Below are 15,166 nucleotides of genomic sequence, written 5' to 3'. Positions count from 1 at the left end.
CCGCGTCCGGTGACTTCGGGGCGCGGGTTCGGTTCCGGTGGTCAGGGTGCGCGGAAGACCAGCAGGGGCACCAGTTGCTCGTCGCGGTCGAGTGATCCGTGGTGACCGGGGAACGCGCTCGCGCGGGGTTCGGCGGTGGTGCGGACGACGGCCGAGGTACCCCGGGCCGCGACGACCAGGTCGCCGATGCGGGAGCGGTGGGCGTCGGGGACGTGGGCGCCGAACCAGCCGGCGTTGATCGCGGCGTCGCGGGACAGGATCCAGGCGCGGTCGTCCAGGACCTCGCGCCACGCGTCGAGCACCGACCGGGTGGCGCCCGGTTCCGCGTACACGTGGCGAACCCTCGGCTCGCCGCCCAGCAACCGCACGCCGTCCCGGAGTTCGGGTGTGGTGTCGAAGTCCACCGGGTCGGCGATCCGGACCATGCCGTGGTCGGCGGTCACCACCAGCGCCGCGCCCGCGGGCAGTCGGGACGCGATCGACGCGGCCACGTGGTCGACGTGGGTCAGCTGGAGCCGCCACGGGTCGCTGCCGGGGCCGTGCACGTGGCCGAGCGAGTCCAGGTCCGCGTGGTAGGCGTAGCAGAGGGCGCGGTCCGGGCGCAGCGCCTCCGTCACGCCGCTCACCAGGTCGCCGAACCCCAGCACGCCGCGGAAGTCCGCCCCGCGCAACGCCGCCCGGCTCAACCCGCTGCCCCGCTGGGGGTGCGGCGCGACCGCGCGGACCGCGATGCCCGCCCGCGCCGCCCGTTCCCACGCCGTCACGCGCGGCTGCACGTCCTCGGGGCGGTACCGGTCGCGGAGGTCCTCGCCGCCGCCGTGCCGCCGCCAGCCGAGGGTGTCCAGCAGCTCGTCGTGACCGACCTCGAAGGTGTACCCGACCAGGCCGTGCTCGCCCGAGGGCGACCCGGTGCCCAGCGACGTGATGCCGGCCGCCGTGGTCGACGGGAAGCCCGACGCGATGGGCGCCCGGCCGCGGGCGAGCGAGGCGAGGAACGGCGCGTCCTCCTCGTGCCGGCGCAACAGCTCCCAGCCGAGCCCGTCCACCAGCAGCACGCACGCCCGCGCGACCTCGGGCATCCCGACCACGTCGACCTCGTCCGGCACGCCCATCCGGTGCAACAGCGCCGGGACGACGTCGGCCAGCGTGCCCGCCCCGCGGGACGGCAGTTCCCAGGACCCCTCGGACTCCACACCGGGAAAACTAGTTCATCGGACCGCGCAGGAACTCCTCCAACACCTCGCCGGAGGTCTCGTGGAACGCCTCCGCCGGCACGCCGTACCCGATCAGCTGGTCCCGCACCGGGTCCAGCGCGCCGGACACCACGAACCGCACACCCGCCCGGTCCAGCCGCGCCCGTGCCGCCGCGACGACCGTGCCCGCGGTGAAGTCGACGTCGCCGATCGCCGCCGCGTCCAGGCAGAACCAGCGCGGCGGGTCGTCGCCGACGAGCTTCGCGACGTCCTCGGCCAGCCGGGACGCGTTGGCGAAGTACAACCCGCTGCCGAACCGGTAGACCACCAGGCCGGGCACCGTGCGCGCGCCCGGCACGACCGGCAGCGAGTGCCAGTGCCCGGTGTCCGCCTTCACCAGCACGCTGTTGCGCGGCGAGTAGCTGTGCCGCAGGTGGTCCACGATCGACGCGGCCACCGCCACCACGATCCCGGTCCGCACGCCCAGCACGACCACCGCGGCCGCGGTCAGCAGCGCCACCGCGAACTCGGTCCCGCGCACCGCCCGGATCCGCCGGATCGCCGGGAGGTCGACCAGGTCCAACCCGATCAGCAGCACCACGGCCGCCAGCGCGGGCAGCGGAAGCCAGGCCAGCGCGGGCGCGAGCAGCAGCACGGCGACCAGCGACACCCCGGCCGCGGCCAGTTGCGCGACCTGGCTCCGCCCGCCCGCGCCCGCGACCATCTGGGTTTTGGTGGGACTGCCGTTGACCACGAACGCGCCGGAGACGGCGGCGGCGAGGTTCGCGCCGGCCAGACCCACCACGTCCCGGTCGGTGTCCGGGCGTTCGTCGTGCCGCGCCGCGTAGGCCCGTGCGGTCGCCGCGCTCTGCGCCAGGATCACCACCACCATGGACAGCGCCATCGGCAGCACGGCGCGCAGGTCGGCCAGGTCCGGCACGGGCAGGGTCGGGCGCGGCAGCCCGGCGGGCACCGGTCCGACCACGGCCAGGCCGGTCCAGTCGAACACCCTGGTCACCGCGATCGCGGCCACCACGGCGACCAGCGCGCCGGGCACTGGCGACCGCGTCCACTTCGCGCCGAGCACCACCAGCACGACGGCCGCGGCCATCGCGGCCGATCCGGGCGACACGTCGCCGATACCGCGCGCGACCGCGACGAGTTTCCCGATTGTCGACCCCGGCGCGGCGGGCAACCCGAGTGCCTCGGGCAATTGACCGACCGCGACGCTCACGCCGACACCGGTGAGGAATCCGACGAGCACCGTCCTCGACAGGAACTCCGCGAGCACCCCGAGTCGCACCAGTCGCGCCAGCACCAGCAGCACCCCGACCACCAGCGCGGTGACGCCCGCGAGGTGCACGTAGTCGGGTGAACCCGGCGCCGCGACCCCGGCCAACCCGGCGGCCAGCATCGCGGCGGTGGCCGAGTCCGCGCCGACCACCAGGTACCGGGAGGCGCCCAGCACGGCGAACACCACCAGCGGCAGGAGCAGCGTGTACAGGCCGGATTCGACCGGCATGCCCGCGATCCGGGCGTAGCCCAGCACCTCGGGCACGGCGAGCGCGGCCAGCGTGACGCCGGCCAGCACGTCCGGCCACACCCGGTCCCGGCGGAGTCCCAGCCCGAATCGCACCACCGCATGATCGGTCACCGGACCGGTCGCGGCCGGGCAACCCCGGGCTCGCGGGCGCGTCCCGGTGGGCGCCGCGACCGTTTACCGGACAATTCCCGGACAGTTCCGCATTAATGCCGACAGGCCATCGCGGAGTTGTGCACACTTGTTACACGAGTATTGCTCAACAATGCAAACCACCCGGTCATCGCGTTCTGGTAAAACTTGTTAACGGCTTCCGCCGGGGTCGCGATGCGGTGGTTGTCCGACCATTTACCCGCACCGTCGGGAGCGCACTTGTCCACCACTCCGGATGTGTCAGACACCGAACTCGCCGGTCGACTGCGCGCGGTCGCGGACGACCCGCGACTGGGCCGCCCCGCGACCGAGTCCGTCCGCCGGCTGGCCGACGCGCTGGCGGGCTCCGAGCCGTTGGCGCCGTGGAGTTCGATCGACCTCGTCGGCACGCTCGGCAACCCGGGTCCGGCCGCCGGGGGCGAGTCCGCGCGCAGCCGCACCGTCCAGGTGGTGCAGTCGGTGCTGGTGTTCGTGCCGATCCTGGTGACGTGGCTGGGGTTGGCCCTGGCCACCGGTGCCTACCAGGAGATGCTCGCGACGCCCGCCGGCGCCGAGGCCGCGGCGGGGCGGTCGTTCCTCGAGCTGTGGCAGTCGGGTTTCGGCGGGCACCTCGCGACCCCGTTCACCTTCGGCCTGATGGCCGTCTACACGTTGGTGGCGCTGGTCGGCGTGGTGGTGGCGACGTTCGTCGGCGCGCAGGTGGTGGCCAAGGCCGACCGCGGCGAGGCGGCCGACCGGGACGCGCTCGCCGCGACCCTCGTGCCGCTGCTGGTGCGGGCGCAGGTCGCGGCGAAGGCGCGGGAGCAGAACACGCCGGCCCGGTTCACCGCCGAGCTGGCCAAGGCGGGCGACCGGCTGGGCACCATGCTCGACCGCGCGGCCGCCGCGCAAACCGGGTTGGACGGCGTGGTCGACCGCGTCGGCACGCTCATGACCGAGCTGTCCGCGTCGGTGGTGACGGTCCGGGAGACGGCCGCCGAGCTGCGCTCGGGTTCGACGTCGGTGAAGGACGCGGTGGACGTGGCCCGCGAGGCCACCGCCGCGCTGGAGCACACCGTGACCCGGCACGTCGCGGCCGGCGTCGACCGGATCTCGGACGCGACCCTGCGCGCCGCGGCGCAGGCCAAGGCGCTCGGCGAGGGCGGGAGGCAGTTGCTGCTCGACACGGCGCGGCAGGTCGAGTCGCACCTGGACAAGGCGATGGACCGGCACGGCGAGGTGCTGGCGCGCGTGGTGTCCACCGCGCACGACGCGGTCGAGGCGTTGCGCGGGTCGACGGAGCTGTTGTCGGGCGCGGGCGGCACGTTGTCCCGCGACCTGTCCGAGGCGGCGCGGGAGGGCGCGCGGGCCATCGGTGACACCTACCGGGTGGCGGTCGCCGCGGCGGCCACGTCGCTGGGCCGGGAGATGGTGGAGGTCGGCAACGGGCTGGCGGAACGGATCGAGGAGCTGCGCGCGGTCACCGAGCGCCACGAGAACCGGACCCGCCGCGCCACCGACGACCACGCTCGCGCGGTGATCGAGATGTCGGCCGCGCTGCGCGACTTCCAGGACGCGCTTCGGTTGTCCCTCAAGGAGGATCGCGAGGGTCAGCTGCGGGCGCAGGCCGACCTGGTCGACCGGCACGCCGCGCTGCTGACCGAGGTCACCCAGGCGCACACCCGCGCGGTGGCCTCGTCGACCGGCGACCACGCGCGCCGGCTCGCGGAGTCGGCGGACGTGCACGCCCGCGTCCTGGGCACCGCCGTCGACACCCGCCTGGGGTCGCTGACCGAGGCGGCGCAGGGGCACACCCGGCTGCTCGCGGAGTCGCTGGACGCCCGGATGGCGGCGCTGACCGCCGCGACCGAGGGGCACGCGCGGGTGTTGGCGGAGTCGGCGGACGCGCGGGCCGGTGGGTTCGGTGAGGTGCTCGACGCGCGGTTGCGGGCGCTGGCGGAGGCGACGGAGGAGCACGCGCGGGTGTTGGCCGGGTCGGCGGACGCGCGGGCCGAGGTGTTCGGCGCGACGGTCGACACGCGGTTGCGGGCGCTGGCCGAGGCGACCGAGTCGCACGCCCGCGCGTTCGGCGAGTCGGTGGACCTGCGGTTGCGGGCGCTGGCGGAGGCCACCGAGGGGCACGCGAAGGTGTTGGCGGAGTCGGCCGACGTGTGCTCGCGGGTGTTCGGCGAGTCGGTCGACGCGCGGGTGGCGGCGTTGGTCGGGTCGACCGAGGGGCACGCACGGGCGCTCGCGGAGTCGGCGGACGTGCACGGGCGGGCGGTGGACGAGTCGGTGAACGCGCGGTTGGCGGCGTTGGCCGAGTCCACCGAGGCGCACGCGCGTGCCGCGGCGGAGGCGATCGCGGGGGTGCGCGCGCTGGTCGAGTCGACCGACGCCCACGCGCGGGCCGTGGTCGAGGCGGCGGACCTGCGCGCCGACGCCGCCACCGCGGCCACCGAGGCCCGGATCCGGGTGCTCGCCGAGTCGACCGACGTGCAGGCGGACGCCCTGATCGCGGCCACCGACGCCCGGATCCGCGCACTGGCCGAACTGGCCGACACCCACACCCGCGCCCTGTCCGACCTGACCACCGCCGTCGACCGCTTCGGCCGGGCCGCGCAGGTCGCCCGCCCGGGCGGCGACCGGCCTCGACGCCGGGTCCGACGGTCGGGAGGTGCGTCGTGACAGCGCGATGGGGGGCGGCTGGAGCCGTTGGCGTGCAACCGAAAGCGCGTGCGACGGCGGAGGTGTGCGCGGTTTGCGGCGACTCCCGGTCGGACTGCGGCCGACCGGTCGGAACCGTTGGCGCGCAGCGGAAAGCGCGTGTGGCGGCTCCCGGTCGCGGGCGTTCTCGCCGCGCGCGGTCGGCCGGTGCGTCGTGACCGCGCGGCGGGCGGTGTGGGTGGCCGGGTGGTTGTTCGTGGACCTGCTGCTCGTGCTCTTCCTGGTGCAGTTGGGTTCGCCGTCGCCCGCCGCGTTCACCGGGACGACCACCATCAGCACCACCACCACCACCACTACGACAACCACGACCACGTCCAAGCCGCCGCCCGGGCTTGATCCCGCCGGCAGGTTCGTCCAGGTCAACGGCGACGCGGGCGGGTTGTTGGCCGGTGTCCAGGCCGCCGCCGACGACCTCCGGCGGCAGATCGCGGAGCAGAGCAGGCCCTACGCCGGGCGGCGGGCGGCGATGGTGCTGGTGTTCGGGTCCTACGGCGGGTGCGGTGGGTGCCCGTCGGACAACGGGTCGAGCGTCCGGTTCGCCAAGGGCGCGATTCCCCTGTTCCACCAGGCGGTTCCGGAGATCTTCCCCGCCGAGGCCGGTCTCTACCGGGACTACCTCGACACCGGGATGCCGCCGGGGACCGTGCGCGCCGAGATCTTCTTCTTCACCGACTGACCCCAGGAAGGAGCCGGACACCCGATGAGCAAGGCACGCATCGCCGAGTTGCGGAGCGACGCGGACCTGGCGGTCGACGCGATCGACAACCAGCGCCTGCGCGACGACCCCACCGTCCTGAGCCGTCGCGACGCGGCACGGGACGCGGCCGTGAAGGTACGCGCCATCGCCCGCGAGCCGATCACCATCGGCGTGGTGGGCGAGTTCAGCGCGGGCAAGTCGCTGCTGATCGGCACGCTGCTCGGCAAACCCGACCTGCTGCCGGTCGCGGGGCAACCCGTCACCGGCAACATCACCGCGCTCGTGCTGGCGCCCGGCACCGGCGCGACCACCGAAACCGGGCACTCGGTGACCATCGAGTACCTGAGCCGGGACCGGCTGGTGGGCGCGGCCGACCACATGGTGCGCAGGCTCGCCCAGGCCGCGGCCAACGTGCCGGGGTTGGACACCGCGCCACTGGAGGCCGTCGACGCCGCGCAGCCCGCGTTCTTCGCCCGGGTCGAGGCGTGGTGCCGGCAGCTGTGGGCGCCCGGCGGCGAGCGCGAGAAGAACCCCGAGGTGCTGCACGCCGCGTGGGAGCTGATGCGGCTCAACGAGACCGTGCGCAACGCCGAGTCGCTGATCGGCCAGCAGGTCGACGTGGACGTGGCCTACGCCGAGGCCGCGCTGGAACTCGGCGACCGCAGGCCGATCCCGACCGAGTTCCCCGCGCCGCGCGGCCGGGTGGTCACCCGCGACTCCATCCGGCAGTCCACGGAGGACCTGCGCAGCACGTTCTCGCTCATCCACCGGGTGGTGCACGAGGTGCGGGTGCCACCGGGCGTGTGGGACCTGAGCATGCTGCGCGACGAGAACCAGGTGATGCTGCTGGACTTCCCCGGCCTCAACAGCGACGCCTCGCACAACCGCGACGAGTACCTGAGCATCAGCGAGCTGGAGAACGTCAGCACCATCATGATCGTGCTGGCCGGCGACAACCCGGGAGCCAAGGGACCCACCAGGTTCTACGGCATGATGCAGGGCGCGGGCCGCGACCGGGCCGCGCTCGCGCAGGCGATCCTGGTGGCGGGCAACAAGTTCGACCGGGTGCCCGCGCCCCAGGTGCTCTCCGGCGCGCGGGTCGACGTCGACGTGCTGTCCGCGCTGTCGGAGGACCTGCGCGGGTTCCGCACCGCGGTGCGCGACCTGACCGACCACGCGGTGCTGCGCTGCCAGCTCACCTCGGCCGCGGCGGGCATGGCGCACTACGGACTGCGCTACGACGCGGGCAGCGCGGAGACCCGGGCCAAGATCGACGAGGCGAGGTCCCACGCGCCCGAGGACACCTCGCGGTGGGGCGAGCTCGGCCTGCGGATCGAGCAGCACTCGCCCGGCGACCCCTGGGCCGCGCAGTTGCGCGCGCTCGGCGCGGACGGCGGGATCGCCGCGCTGCGCGCGCTGATCGAGCACCACGCCCGCGAACACGGCCTGCGGCTCAAGACCGAGGTGCTGGAACGCCACCACCGCGCCATGGTGACCGCCGTGGAGCGGTTCGCCCGCGTGGTGGACCCGCCGGGCGGCGCGTCCGCGTCCGCGCGCGCCGACGCCGAGCGGCTGTCCGCGTTCCTGCGCTCGGTCGCGACCTCGGTGGCCGACGCGCGCGCCAGGGTGTCGGTGTTCACCGCGCCGGACGTGCTGGTCGCCGACACCGCGGTGCTGCACCACGACCCGGGCCAGTACCTGGCCGAGGCGGTCCGGGCGGAGGTCGTCCGCCGGGTGTACCAGTGGCCGAACTGGCAGAACATCATCAGCCGCGCCGACGACCACGTGGTGCGCCGCCGGCCGAGGTCCGAGCGGCCCACGTCGATCACGCTGCCGCGGCTGGGCAAGGCGACCTCCAAGGACACAGACACGACCTCGGAGCTCTACGAGCAGTTCCAGTCGGTGGTGGTGGAGATCCAGGGCGTGGCCAGGCAGGCCGTGCGGGACGTGGCGATGCGGTGGGTGACCGACCGCAACGAGGAGCGCGACGCGCTGCGGGACGCGTTCGCCGACCCGGACCTGCGCGACTCGTTGGAACGGGCGCTGGACGTGATGGCCTCGGACGCGGTGGTCCGGGAGGGCAACCTCGCGGCCGTGCAGTACGCGCTCAGCTTCGACCTGCTCTCGCCGCAGCTGGAGGAACTGGTCGACGGCGTGCTGCCGGACGTGGACCCGCGCGACCGGTTCCCGTTGCCGGTGCCGCACTTCCTGCCGTGGCACCCGGGCATGCCGGTCGACCGCGAGCGGTTCGCCGACCTGTTCCTGCGCCACCAGCAGAACGTGTTCCGGATCCGCCGCGCGGTGGCCAACGCGACCGCCGACGTGGTCGCCGAGCACCTCGCCCGCGCGCTGGCCGTCGTGGCCTCCGCGACCGGCGAGTACCTCGAACTGGTCGAGGGCGAGCTGCCCGACGCCGACAAGGTGCCGGTGACACCCACCGGGGACGACCCCGACGCGATCACGGCCGAGTCGCCCGTGCGCGCCCTGCTCGCCGATTGGAGAACCCGCGCATGACCCTTCAGCTCCGCTTCGCGGACAACACCCACGGCGCGAGCATGATCCGGCAGGACTCGTTCAAGCTGCACGAGTCCGGCGGCCGCTACGTGCTGCCGAACATCCTGCTGACCGTGCCGGTCGGCAGCGTCGCCGTCGTCACCTCGCTGCACGTGATCGCGGTCGACGGCGCGCAGGGCGAGCTGGCCAGCTGGCTGCGCGGCAACTGGGTGGTGGCCCAGCCGTCCGGGCTGCGCGTCGTGTCGAGCGTGCCGGTGGCCAAGGACGTCGTCGTGCCGACCGTGGTGGTCAACGCGAGCCTGCCGGTCGGCGACCTGGCCGCGGGCAGCCGGGGTCGGGTCGGCGTCACGTGGCGGGTCACCGGAACGGACACCACCGGACGACCGGTCGACGGCGACACCCGGTCGGTGCTGCTGGACTTCGCGCCCGTGGGCGCGGGCCGGGCCACCCGGAGCACGCCGTGGACGACGGTCGCGGTGGGGCACCGCGGCGAGCCGTGGCTCGACAACTTCGCGGCGGTCGACTTCGGCACGTCCTCGTCCACCGTCACGCTCTACGGCGGCGACCCGCGCCGGCACCTGCTCGACCCGGCGCAGGCGGCGAGCCTGGCCGACTCGCTGGCGAACGCGCTGCTCGACACCCCGGGTTCGGACAGCCAGGCCGAGGTGGACTGGAAGGACGCCACGCTGCGGCTGGAGAACGCGCTGGCCAAGTCGTTCCCGGACCGGGCGTGGTCCACCCTGCGCGAGCTGGCCCTGGTGCTGCGGACCGGCCCGGTGCGCCTCGACGTCCTGGACGCGGTGTGCGCGGAGCTGGAACGGGCGCTGTGGGCGGCGCGCGGCGAGCTGCGGCCGTGGCTCGCCGACCGGTTGCACGCCGCCTACGACACCGCGTTCCGGGTGCCCGCGCTGTCCGGGCTGCGGCTGCACCCCGTGCTGTTCCACGACGTCCAGCAGCGCTACGACGTGCCGAGCGCGCTGATGGTGACCCGGCACGACCCGCTGGAGACCGAGATCGAGGAGGAGACCGGCACCGCGACCGTTCCGGTGTTCCGCGACCTCAAGCGCCGGTTCGCCCGCAACGACACCGCTCCCGTCGAGGGCATGCGCAACGCCGACGGCAGCGACGTCCGGGTCGAGCACCTGGTGGCGTGGTTCTACGAGCTGCTGGTCCGGCGCACCGAGGAGTTCGCGCACGACGAGGAGCGGCCGCAGGTGGAGAGCGTGGCGCGGCTCGTGGTGACCTACCCGACCACGACCACCCCGGCGCGCAGGTCCAGCCTGGAGCGGCTGCTGAAGGACGCGCTGGGGGTCCGCTGGGTGGACACCACCTACGACGAGGGCGTGGCCGCCGGGTTGTACTTCCTGATGCGCGACTTCGGCGGTCCGGGCGCGCAGGCGCTGGGCGTGGAGACGTTGCGCGCCAACTCCCGGCGGATCGAGGGCACCTCGACGTGGCGGCAGGTGATGCTGGTGCTCGACATCGGCGCCGGCACCACGGACATCGCGCTGATCGCGTTGAACCTCGTGGACGCCACGCCGGACATGCCGCACGCGGATCCCGAGGTGAAGGGCCGCTACTACCGGATCGAACCGGAGGTGCTCGGCACGTCCGGGCACGAGGTGCTGGGCGGCGACTACCTGACGCTGCGGGTGTTCTACTGGATCAAGGCCGCGATCCTGGACGCGCTCGCCGCGAACAGCAGGCAGGGCCCGGCCCGCGACGCGCTGGTGGAGAGCCTGCCCGAGCAGTTCCGGCCGGACCCGAGGCGGCCCAACCCGTGCACCCAGGCGGTGCTGTCCGGTGACGCGAGCGCGCCGGCGCCCGAGCCGGTGGCCGACGAGCTGCGGTCCAAACTGGACACCCGGTACCGGCCCGAATCCGACCCGGCCGAGCGGCAGGCCGCGTTCTACGTGCTGTGGAACGAGGCGGAGAAGGCGAAGATGGCGCTGGGCCAGGGCCGGGCGCACGTGGTCACCGACGTGGTGCTCAAGCGGTTCTTCGACCGGCTGCCCCACCGCACGCACCAGTACGACCAGCTGATCCCGGAGAACGGCGTCACGCTCGACCCGGCGTCGTTCGAGCGGTTGGCGCGACCGGTGCTGGCGCAGGCCGTCGAGCTCGCCCACCACCTCGCCCAGAGCAGGTTGCCGAAGCTCGCCGGCGGCAGGCTCGACCGGGTGATGCTGTCCGGCAAGACCAGCCTGATGCCGTTGGTGGCGAGGATGGTCGGCGAACGGCTCGGCCGGCGGGCGGGCGACTACGTGCCCCAGGAGGACCGGGAGGGCGCGGAGGTCAAGCCGCCCACCGTGGAGGTGGAGGCGGTGTTCGCCAAGCAGGCGGCGTCGCTGGGCGCGTGCTGGGCGCAGAGCGTGGTCGAGTTCGTGCTGCCGCAGACCGACGTGGAGGAGATCGCGAACGGCCGCACGTTCCACAACATCTCCGTCGACAACCTGTTCACCGCGGTGCCGAGCAATTTCGCGTTGCAGAACGACCTGCCGATCCGGGTGCTCGACATCGGCACCCCGTTCACCGAGCTGGACGCGGTGGGCACGCTCGGCGTGCGCGCGGACCGCTGGCTGCCGCTGCCGCAGACCCTCGAGTTGCAGCGCGAGATGGGACCGGACCGGGTGCTGCTGTGGGCGCAGTACACGTTCCGCGACCACGCCGAGGAAACCGGGTTCGTGGACTACGACCGGGCGGTGTGGGAGCAGAGCGGGTCCTCCGAGCCGACCATGGCCGCCATGATCGAGTTGGACCAGGCCTGCACGCCCCGGCTCAACCTGTGCAACCACGGCCGGCCGCACCACGTGAGCCGGGACCACGCGATCCCGCTGCGCGGCGTGCCGTCGGTGGAGTTCGGCCCGGACGGCCGACTCGTCCGGCTGCCCCGGCTGGTGGCGCGGACCGCGCGCGGCACCTCGGCGTCGTCCGGGGTCGAGGTCGTGCTGTGCGAGGCGACCGAGCTGACCGACCCGGTGTCGGTGTTCCCGCTGATCGTGCACGCGGAGGACGACGCCGAGTCGCCCGCCGTGCCCGCGTTCGACCTGCCGCTGCCGCCCGCGTCGTCCGCGCACCGGTCCTACGGGTTCTTCGTGGTGCTGCCGGACGGGCGCGAGGTGTACCTGGACGAGTTGGCCGCGCCGGGCAGGCCGAGCCGGACCGCGCGCTACCACGTGACGGTGACGGCGGACGGCGCGCTGCGGGTGCACCGCGGGGAGCTGCCGTTCCTCACCGCGCACAACCTGGAGGAGGTGCAGAACGTGCCGGGAACGGTGCTGTCGGTGCGCCTGAAGGAACCGCCCAACCCGACCCGGCCGGCCATGCTGCCGTTCACCGGCGTCCACTAGGGAGACGACGTGCGCGACGTGACGGCACTGATGGCGGGCACCTCGGACGAGGTGCTCGCGTTGAACCGGCGGCACCTGGTGGAGTTGAGCCGGGCCCTGCACGCGACGTGGTCCCAGGTCGACCCCGGCGAGGCGCGGGACCGGGTGGCCGCGTGGCGGGACCTCTGGGACGGCGTGGTGGACGAGATGGACCGCGCGCGCCTCGCGCCGGACACCGGGCCGCCGCCGTCCCCTCCTCCTCCGGGGGAGTCCACTGTGGACGAAGGGGTGGTGGAGGTGGCCGCCGTCGACCCCTTCGCGGCGCTGTGGCGGGAACTGGCCGCGGACCCGGTCGCGGCCGAGTACGCGCGCGTGCCGCCGGAGGGGTCGGACCGCCGGCGGTGGGAGCGGTTGGAGCGGGTGCTGCGCCGGGTGCCGGCGGACGCCGCGCGGACGTGGGGTGAGCGGTTCGCGCAGGTGTTCCCGGAGGCCGACCGCGCGCCGCTCGCCGTGGAGGTGCCGGAGGACTGGTCGCGCCGGCTCGCCGCGGTCGCCGAGCGGTTCCCCGACGTGGCGCGGGTGGTGGGCGACGTGCGCGCGGCGCTGGAGGCGGGCGACCGCGAGGACGCGGTGTCGATGGGCGAGTACGACACGGACAGCCTCGCGGGCGAGGGGTACAAGTGGTACCTCAACTCGCTGGCGGACCTGCTGGTGCTGTTCGGCCGGGAGACGACACCCGCCGACCGGGTGGTGGCGCTGATCGCGCTGGACGAGCACCTCCGGTCGATCGTGCACGACCCGCTGCCCGCCGAGGGCAGTTGGTGGCACCGGACGTTGGAGGAGTTGCGGGTGGTGATCCGCGAACTGGCCGTCGACGCGGAGGTGGAGCTGCTCATCCCGGAGAGCCGGGTGCCGGCGCGGGAGGTCCGGGAGTACGCGAAGGTCCAGGCGCGCCAACGGGGTCCGGAGCAGTCGGGCGTGGTGCTGCGGGTGCTGCGGATCGCGTACCGGCGCGACGGCGGCGCGTGGCAGGAGGGTCGGCTGCTGTATGCGCGATGACCTGTCCGCCGGCGACCCGCTGCCCGACCCGCTGCCCGCGCCCGGTGCCCTGCCGGGCGGGGCGGTGGTGTCCGGGCAGACGTCCGGCGCGCTGCCGGGCGAGACCGGCCCGGAGCGCCTGTCCGGCTTCGTGCCGGGTGGGGCCGGGCCGGAGGGGCCGTACGGCGTGGCGTGGGGTGGGGCGGTGGTGTCCGGGCCGCTGTCGGGCGTGGTGTCGGGCGAGATCGGTCCGGAGTGCCTGTCCGGCTTCGTGCCGGGTGAGGCTGGGCCGGAGGGGCCGTACGGCGTGGTGCGTGGTGGGGCGGTGGTCTCCGGGCCGCTGTCGGGCGTGGTGCCGCACGAGACCCGCTCGGAGCGCCTGTCCGGCGCCGTGCCGGGTGGAACGGTGGTGTCCGGGCGGACGTTCGGCGCGCTGCCGGGCGAGGTCGGCCCGGAGCGCCTGTCCGGCGTGGTGGCGGGTGGTGCCGGGTCGGTCGGTGATGGCGCGCTGTCCGGACACCCGTTCGGTGCGGTGGCGGGTGATGCGGGGTCGGCGGGTGTGGGGACGCCCGGGCAGCCGTTCGGCGTCGAGCCGCGCGAAGTCGGTTCCGTCGGTGGGGATGTGCCCGGGCAGCCCGGCGCTGTCGGGCCGGGCGCGGCGGTCGGCTGCGGTGTGCCGGCCGGGCAGCCGCTCCGCGCCCTGCCTCGCGACGCGGGGTCGGTGTTCGCGGTCGGTTGTGCTGACGCGTTGGCCGGTCCGCTGCCCGGGCGCCCGTCCGGTGTCGTTCCGGGCGAGGTGGGTGCGGCCTGCGCGGCGCTCGTGGGTGGTGCGCGGGCGGAGGTGTTCGTGGCGTTCGTGCGGCCGCCGGGTACGTCGGCCGCGGTGCTCGACGCGGTGAACGGTGGGCCGCTCCTGGTCCTGGGGCCGGCCGAACCCCTGGTGCCGGTGGGTTTCGTCGGTGACCCCGGCGTCGCCGAGCCGGTGCTCGTGGTGGACCGCGGGCAGGTTGGGGCGTTGCGCCGGCTGCTCGGGGAGGTCGCACCGCGGCACGTCGGCGCGCCCGCCGTCGCCGAGTTCGTGCGCGCGGTGTCGGAGGCGGTCGGTGGGCGCGGGGCACGGTGGCCGCGCGCGGTCGCGGCGGTGACCGGGCGGCCGCTGACGGTGCTCGTGCCGGAGCACCTGGTCCCCTCGGGCGGGCCGCGGATCGTGTTGCTGGACAACGGGTTGCGACCGTGGCCCGGTGCGCTCGCGGCGGTGCTGGTGCTGGACTACGACGTGCTGCGGCGGTCCCGGCTGCCGGCCGAGGTCGTCGCGGCGGCGCGGCGGTGGCACGAGCAGGTCGGCGAGCGGCTGGTGGTCGCGGTCGACGGCGTGGAGCGGCGGGGCGCGGCGCCGGACGGGAACCTCTACTACACGGTGTGGCGGTGGGTCCGCGAGCAGACGGGCGTCGACCTGGCCGCGTCGGCCGTGGTGCCGGTCAGCTCGGCGTGGGCGATGGAACTCGCGCCGTCGGCCCGGCCGACCCTGGCGGAACTGCGCCGGCGCGGTGACGAGAAGGCCGGCGTCCACGTGCTGACCCGCGCGTTGGCCCCGCTGTGGGAAGACCTGCCGGCCGTGCTGACCGCCGCGCTGACCCGGAACCCGCCGCCGGCGGGGGACGAGCCGGTGGTCGGACAGCCGGGGGAGTGGCGGTTCGACGCGGCGGCCGAGACCGCCGCGTGGTCGCGGCTGCACCGGGTGGCGTGCGGACCGTTGGCCGAGCGGCTGGGCGAGGTGGCGTCGTGACGGGCGCGGGGCCGGGATTCGTGGTGGCGCAAGGGAGGACGACGTGATGGGGTCCGTGCTCGCGGTGGTGCTCGGCCTGCTGTTCCTGGCGACGGCGGTGGTCGCGGTGCTGCTGCACCGGCGGTGGACGGCGGCGCGGGCGGAACTGGTCGAGGCGCGGCGGTCGTGGGAGGTCGAGCGGCGCGGGGTGCCCGCGGTGGCGCCACCGCG

General features: G+C 74.7%; 8 protein-coding genes. 6 read left to right on the top strand and 2 right to left on the bottom strand.

Annotated features, from left to right (window positions below; translation table 11 throughout):
- Nucleotides 1-41: 41 nt before the first annotated feature.
- Together AB0G50_RS19755 and AB0G50_RS19750 are read right to left on the bottom strand one after the other, a co-directional pair.
- Nucleotides 42-1,193: an alkaline phosphatase family protein gene (locus AB0G50_RS19755; RefSeq protein WP_360110347.1), complete on the bottom strand. Its 1,152-nt coding sequence runs from the start codon at nt 1,191-1,193 to the stop codon at nt 42-44.
- Nucleotides 1,194-1,203: 10 nt separating this feature from the next.
- Entirely contained in the window at nt 1,204-2,829 is a 1,626-nt protein-coding gene (locus AB0G50_RS19750) for a SulP family inorganic anion transporter (RefSeq protein ID WP_360110344.1), read from the bottom strand.
- A 294-nt stretch (nt 2,830-3,123) separates the two neighbouring features.
- Between AB0G50_RS19750 and AB0G50_RS19745 the strand changes: the two genes are divergently transcribed.
- The 6 genes from AB0G50_RS19745 (at nt 3,124) to AB0G50_RS19720 (ending at nt 14,956) form a co-directional block, all read left to right on the top strand.
- A complete protein-coding gene (locus AB0G50_RS19745) occupies nt 3,124-5,553 on the top strand; it encodes a hypothetical protein (RefSeq protein ID WP_360110341.1) in 2,430 nt (809 codons plus the stop codon).
- Between the two features lie 193 nt (nt 5,554-5,746).
- Nucleotides 5,747-6,268, top strand: coding sequence for a hypothetical protein (locus AB0G50_RS19740; protein ID WP_360110338.1), 522 nt, complete (start codon nt 5,747-5,749; stop codon nt 6,266-6,268).
- Between the two features lie 24 nt (nt 6,269-6,292).
- Entirely contained in the window at nt 6,293-8,803 is a 2,511-nt protein-coding gene (locus tag AB0G50_RS19735; RefSeq protein WP_360110335.1) for a hypothetical protein, read from the top strand.
- Nucleotides 8,800-12,153 carry a hypothetical protein gene (locus AB0G50_RS19730; RefSeq protein ID WP_360110332.1) on the top strand — a complete coding sequence of 1,118 codons (3,354 nt, stop codon included), beginning with the start codon at nt 8,800-8,802 and terminating at the stop codon, nt 12,151-12,153. The genes AB0G50_RS19735 and AB0G50_RS19730 overlap by 4 nt, the downstream gene beginning before the upstream one ends.
- Nucleotides 12,154-12,162: 9 nt before the next feature.
- On the top strand, nt 12,163-13,191 hold the full coding sequence (locus tag AB0G50_RS19725; RefSeq protein ID WP_360110329.1) for a hypothetical protein: 1,029 nt from the start codon (nt 12,163-12,165) through the stop codon (nt 13,189-13,191).
- Nucleotides 13,181-14,956, top strand: coding sequence for a hypothetical protein (locus AB0G50_RS19720; RefSeq protein WP_360110326.1), 1,776 nt, complete (start codon nt 13,181-13,183; stop codon nt 14,954-14,956). The genes AB0G50_RS19725 and AB0G50_RS19720 overlap by 11 nt, the downstream gene beginning before the upstream one ends.
- The last annotated feature ends 210 nt before the right edge of the window (nt 14,957-15,166 follow it).

Source organism: Actinosynnema sp. NPDC020468 (assembly GCF_040642015.1).
GTDB lineage: Bacteria > Actinomycetota > Actinomycetes > Mycobacteriales > Pseudonocardiaceae > Actinosynnema.
Note: the sequence above shows the minus strand (reverse complement) of the source record. Positions and strands in the feature narration are given on the sequence as shown.

What these genes read in the sequence shown, in the direction of transcription:
- AB0G50_RS19735 (WP_360110335.1), top strand. Translation starts at nt 6,293, where the DNA reads ATGAGCAAGGCACGCATCGCCGAGTTGCGGAGCGACGCGGACCTGGCG.
- AB0G50_RS19730 (WP_360110332.1), top strand. Translation starts at nt 8,800, where the DNA reads ATGACCCTTCAGCTCCGCTTCGCGGACAACACCCACGGCGCGAGCATG.
- AB0G50_RS19720 (WP_360110326.1), top strand. Translation starts at nt 13,181, where the DNA reads ATGCGCGATGACCTGTCCGCCGGCGACCCGCTGCCCGACCCGCTGCCC.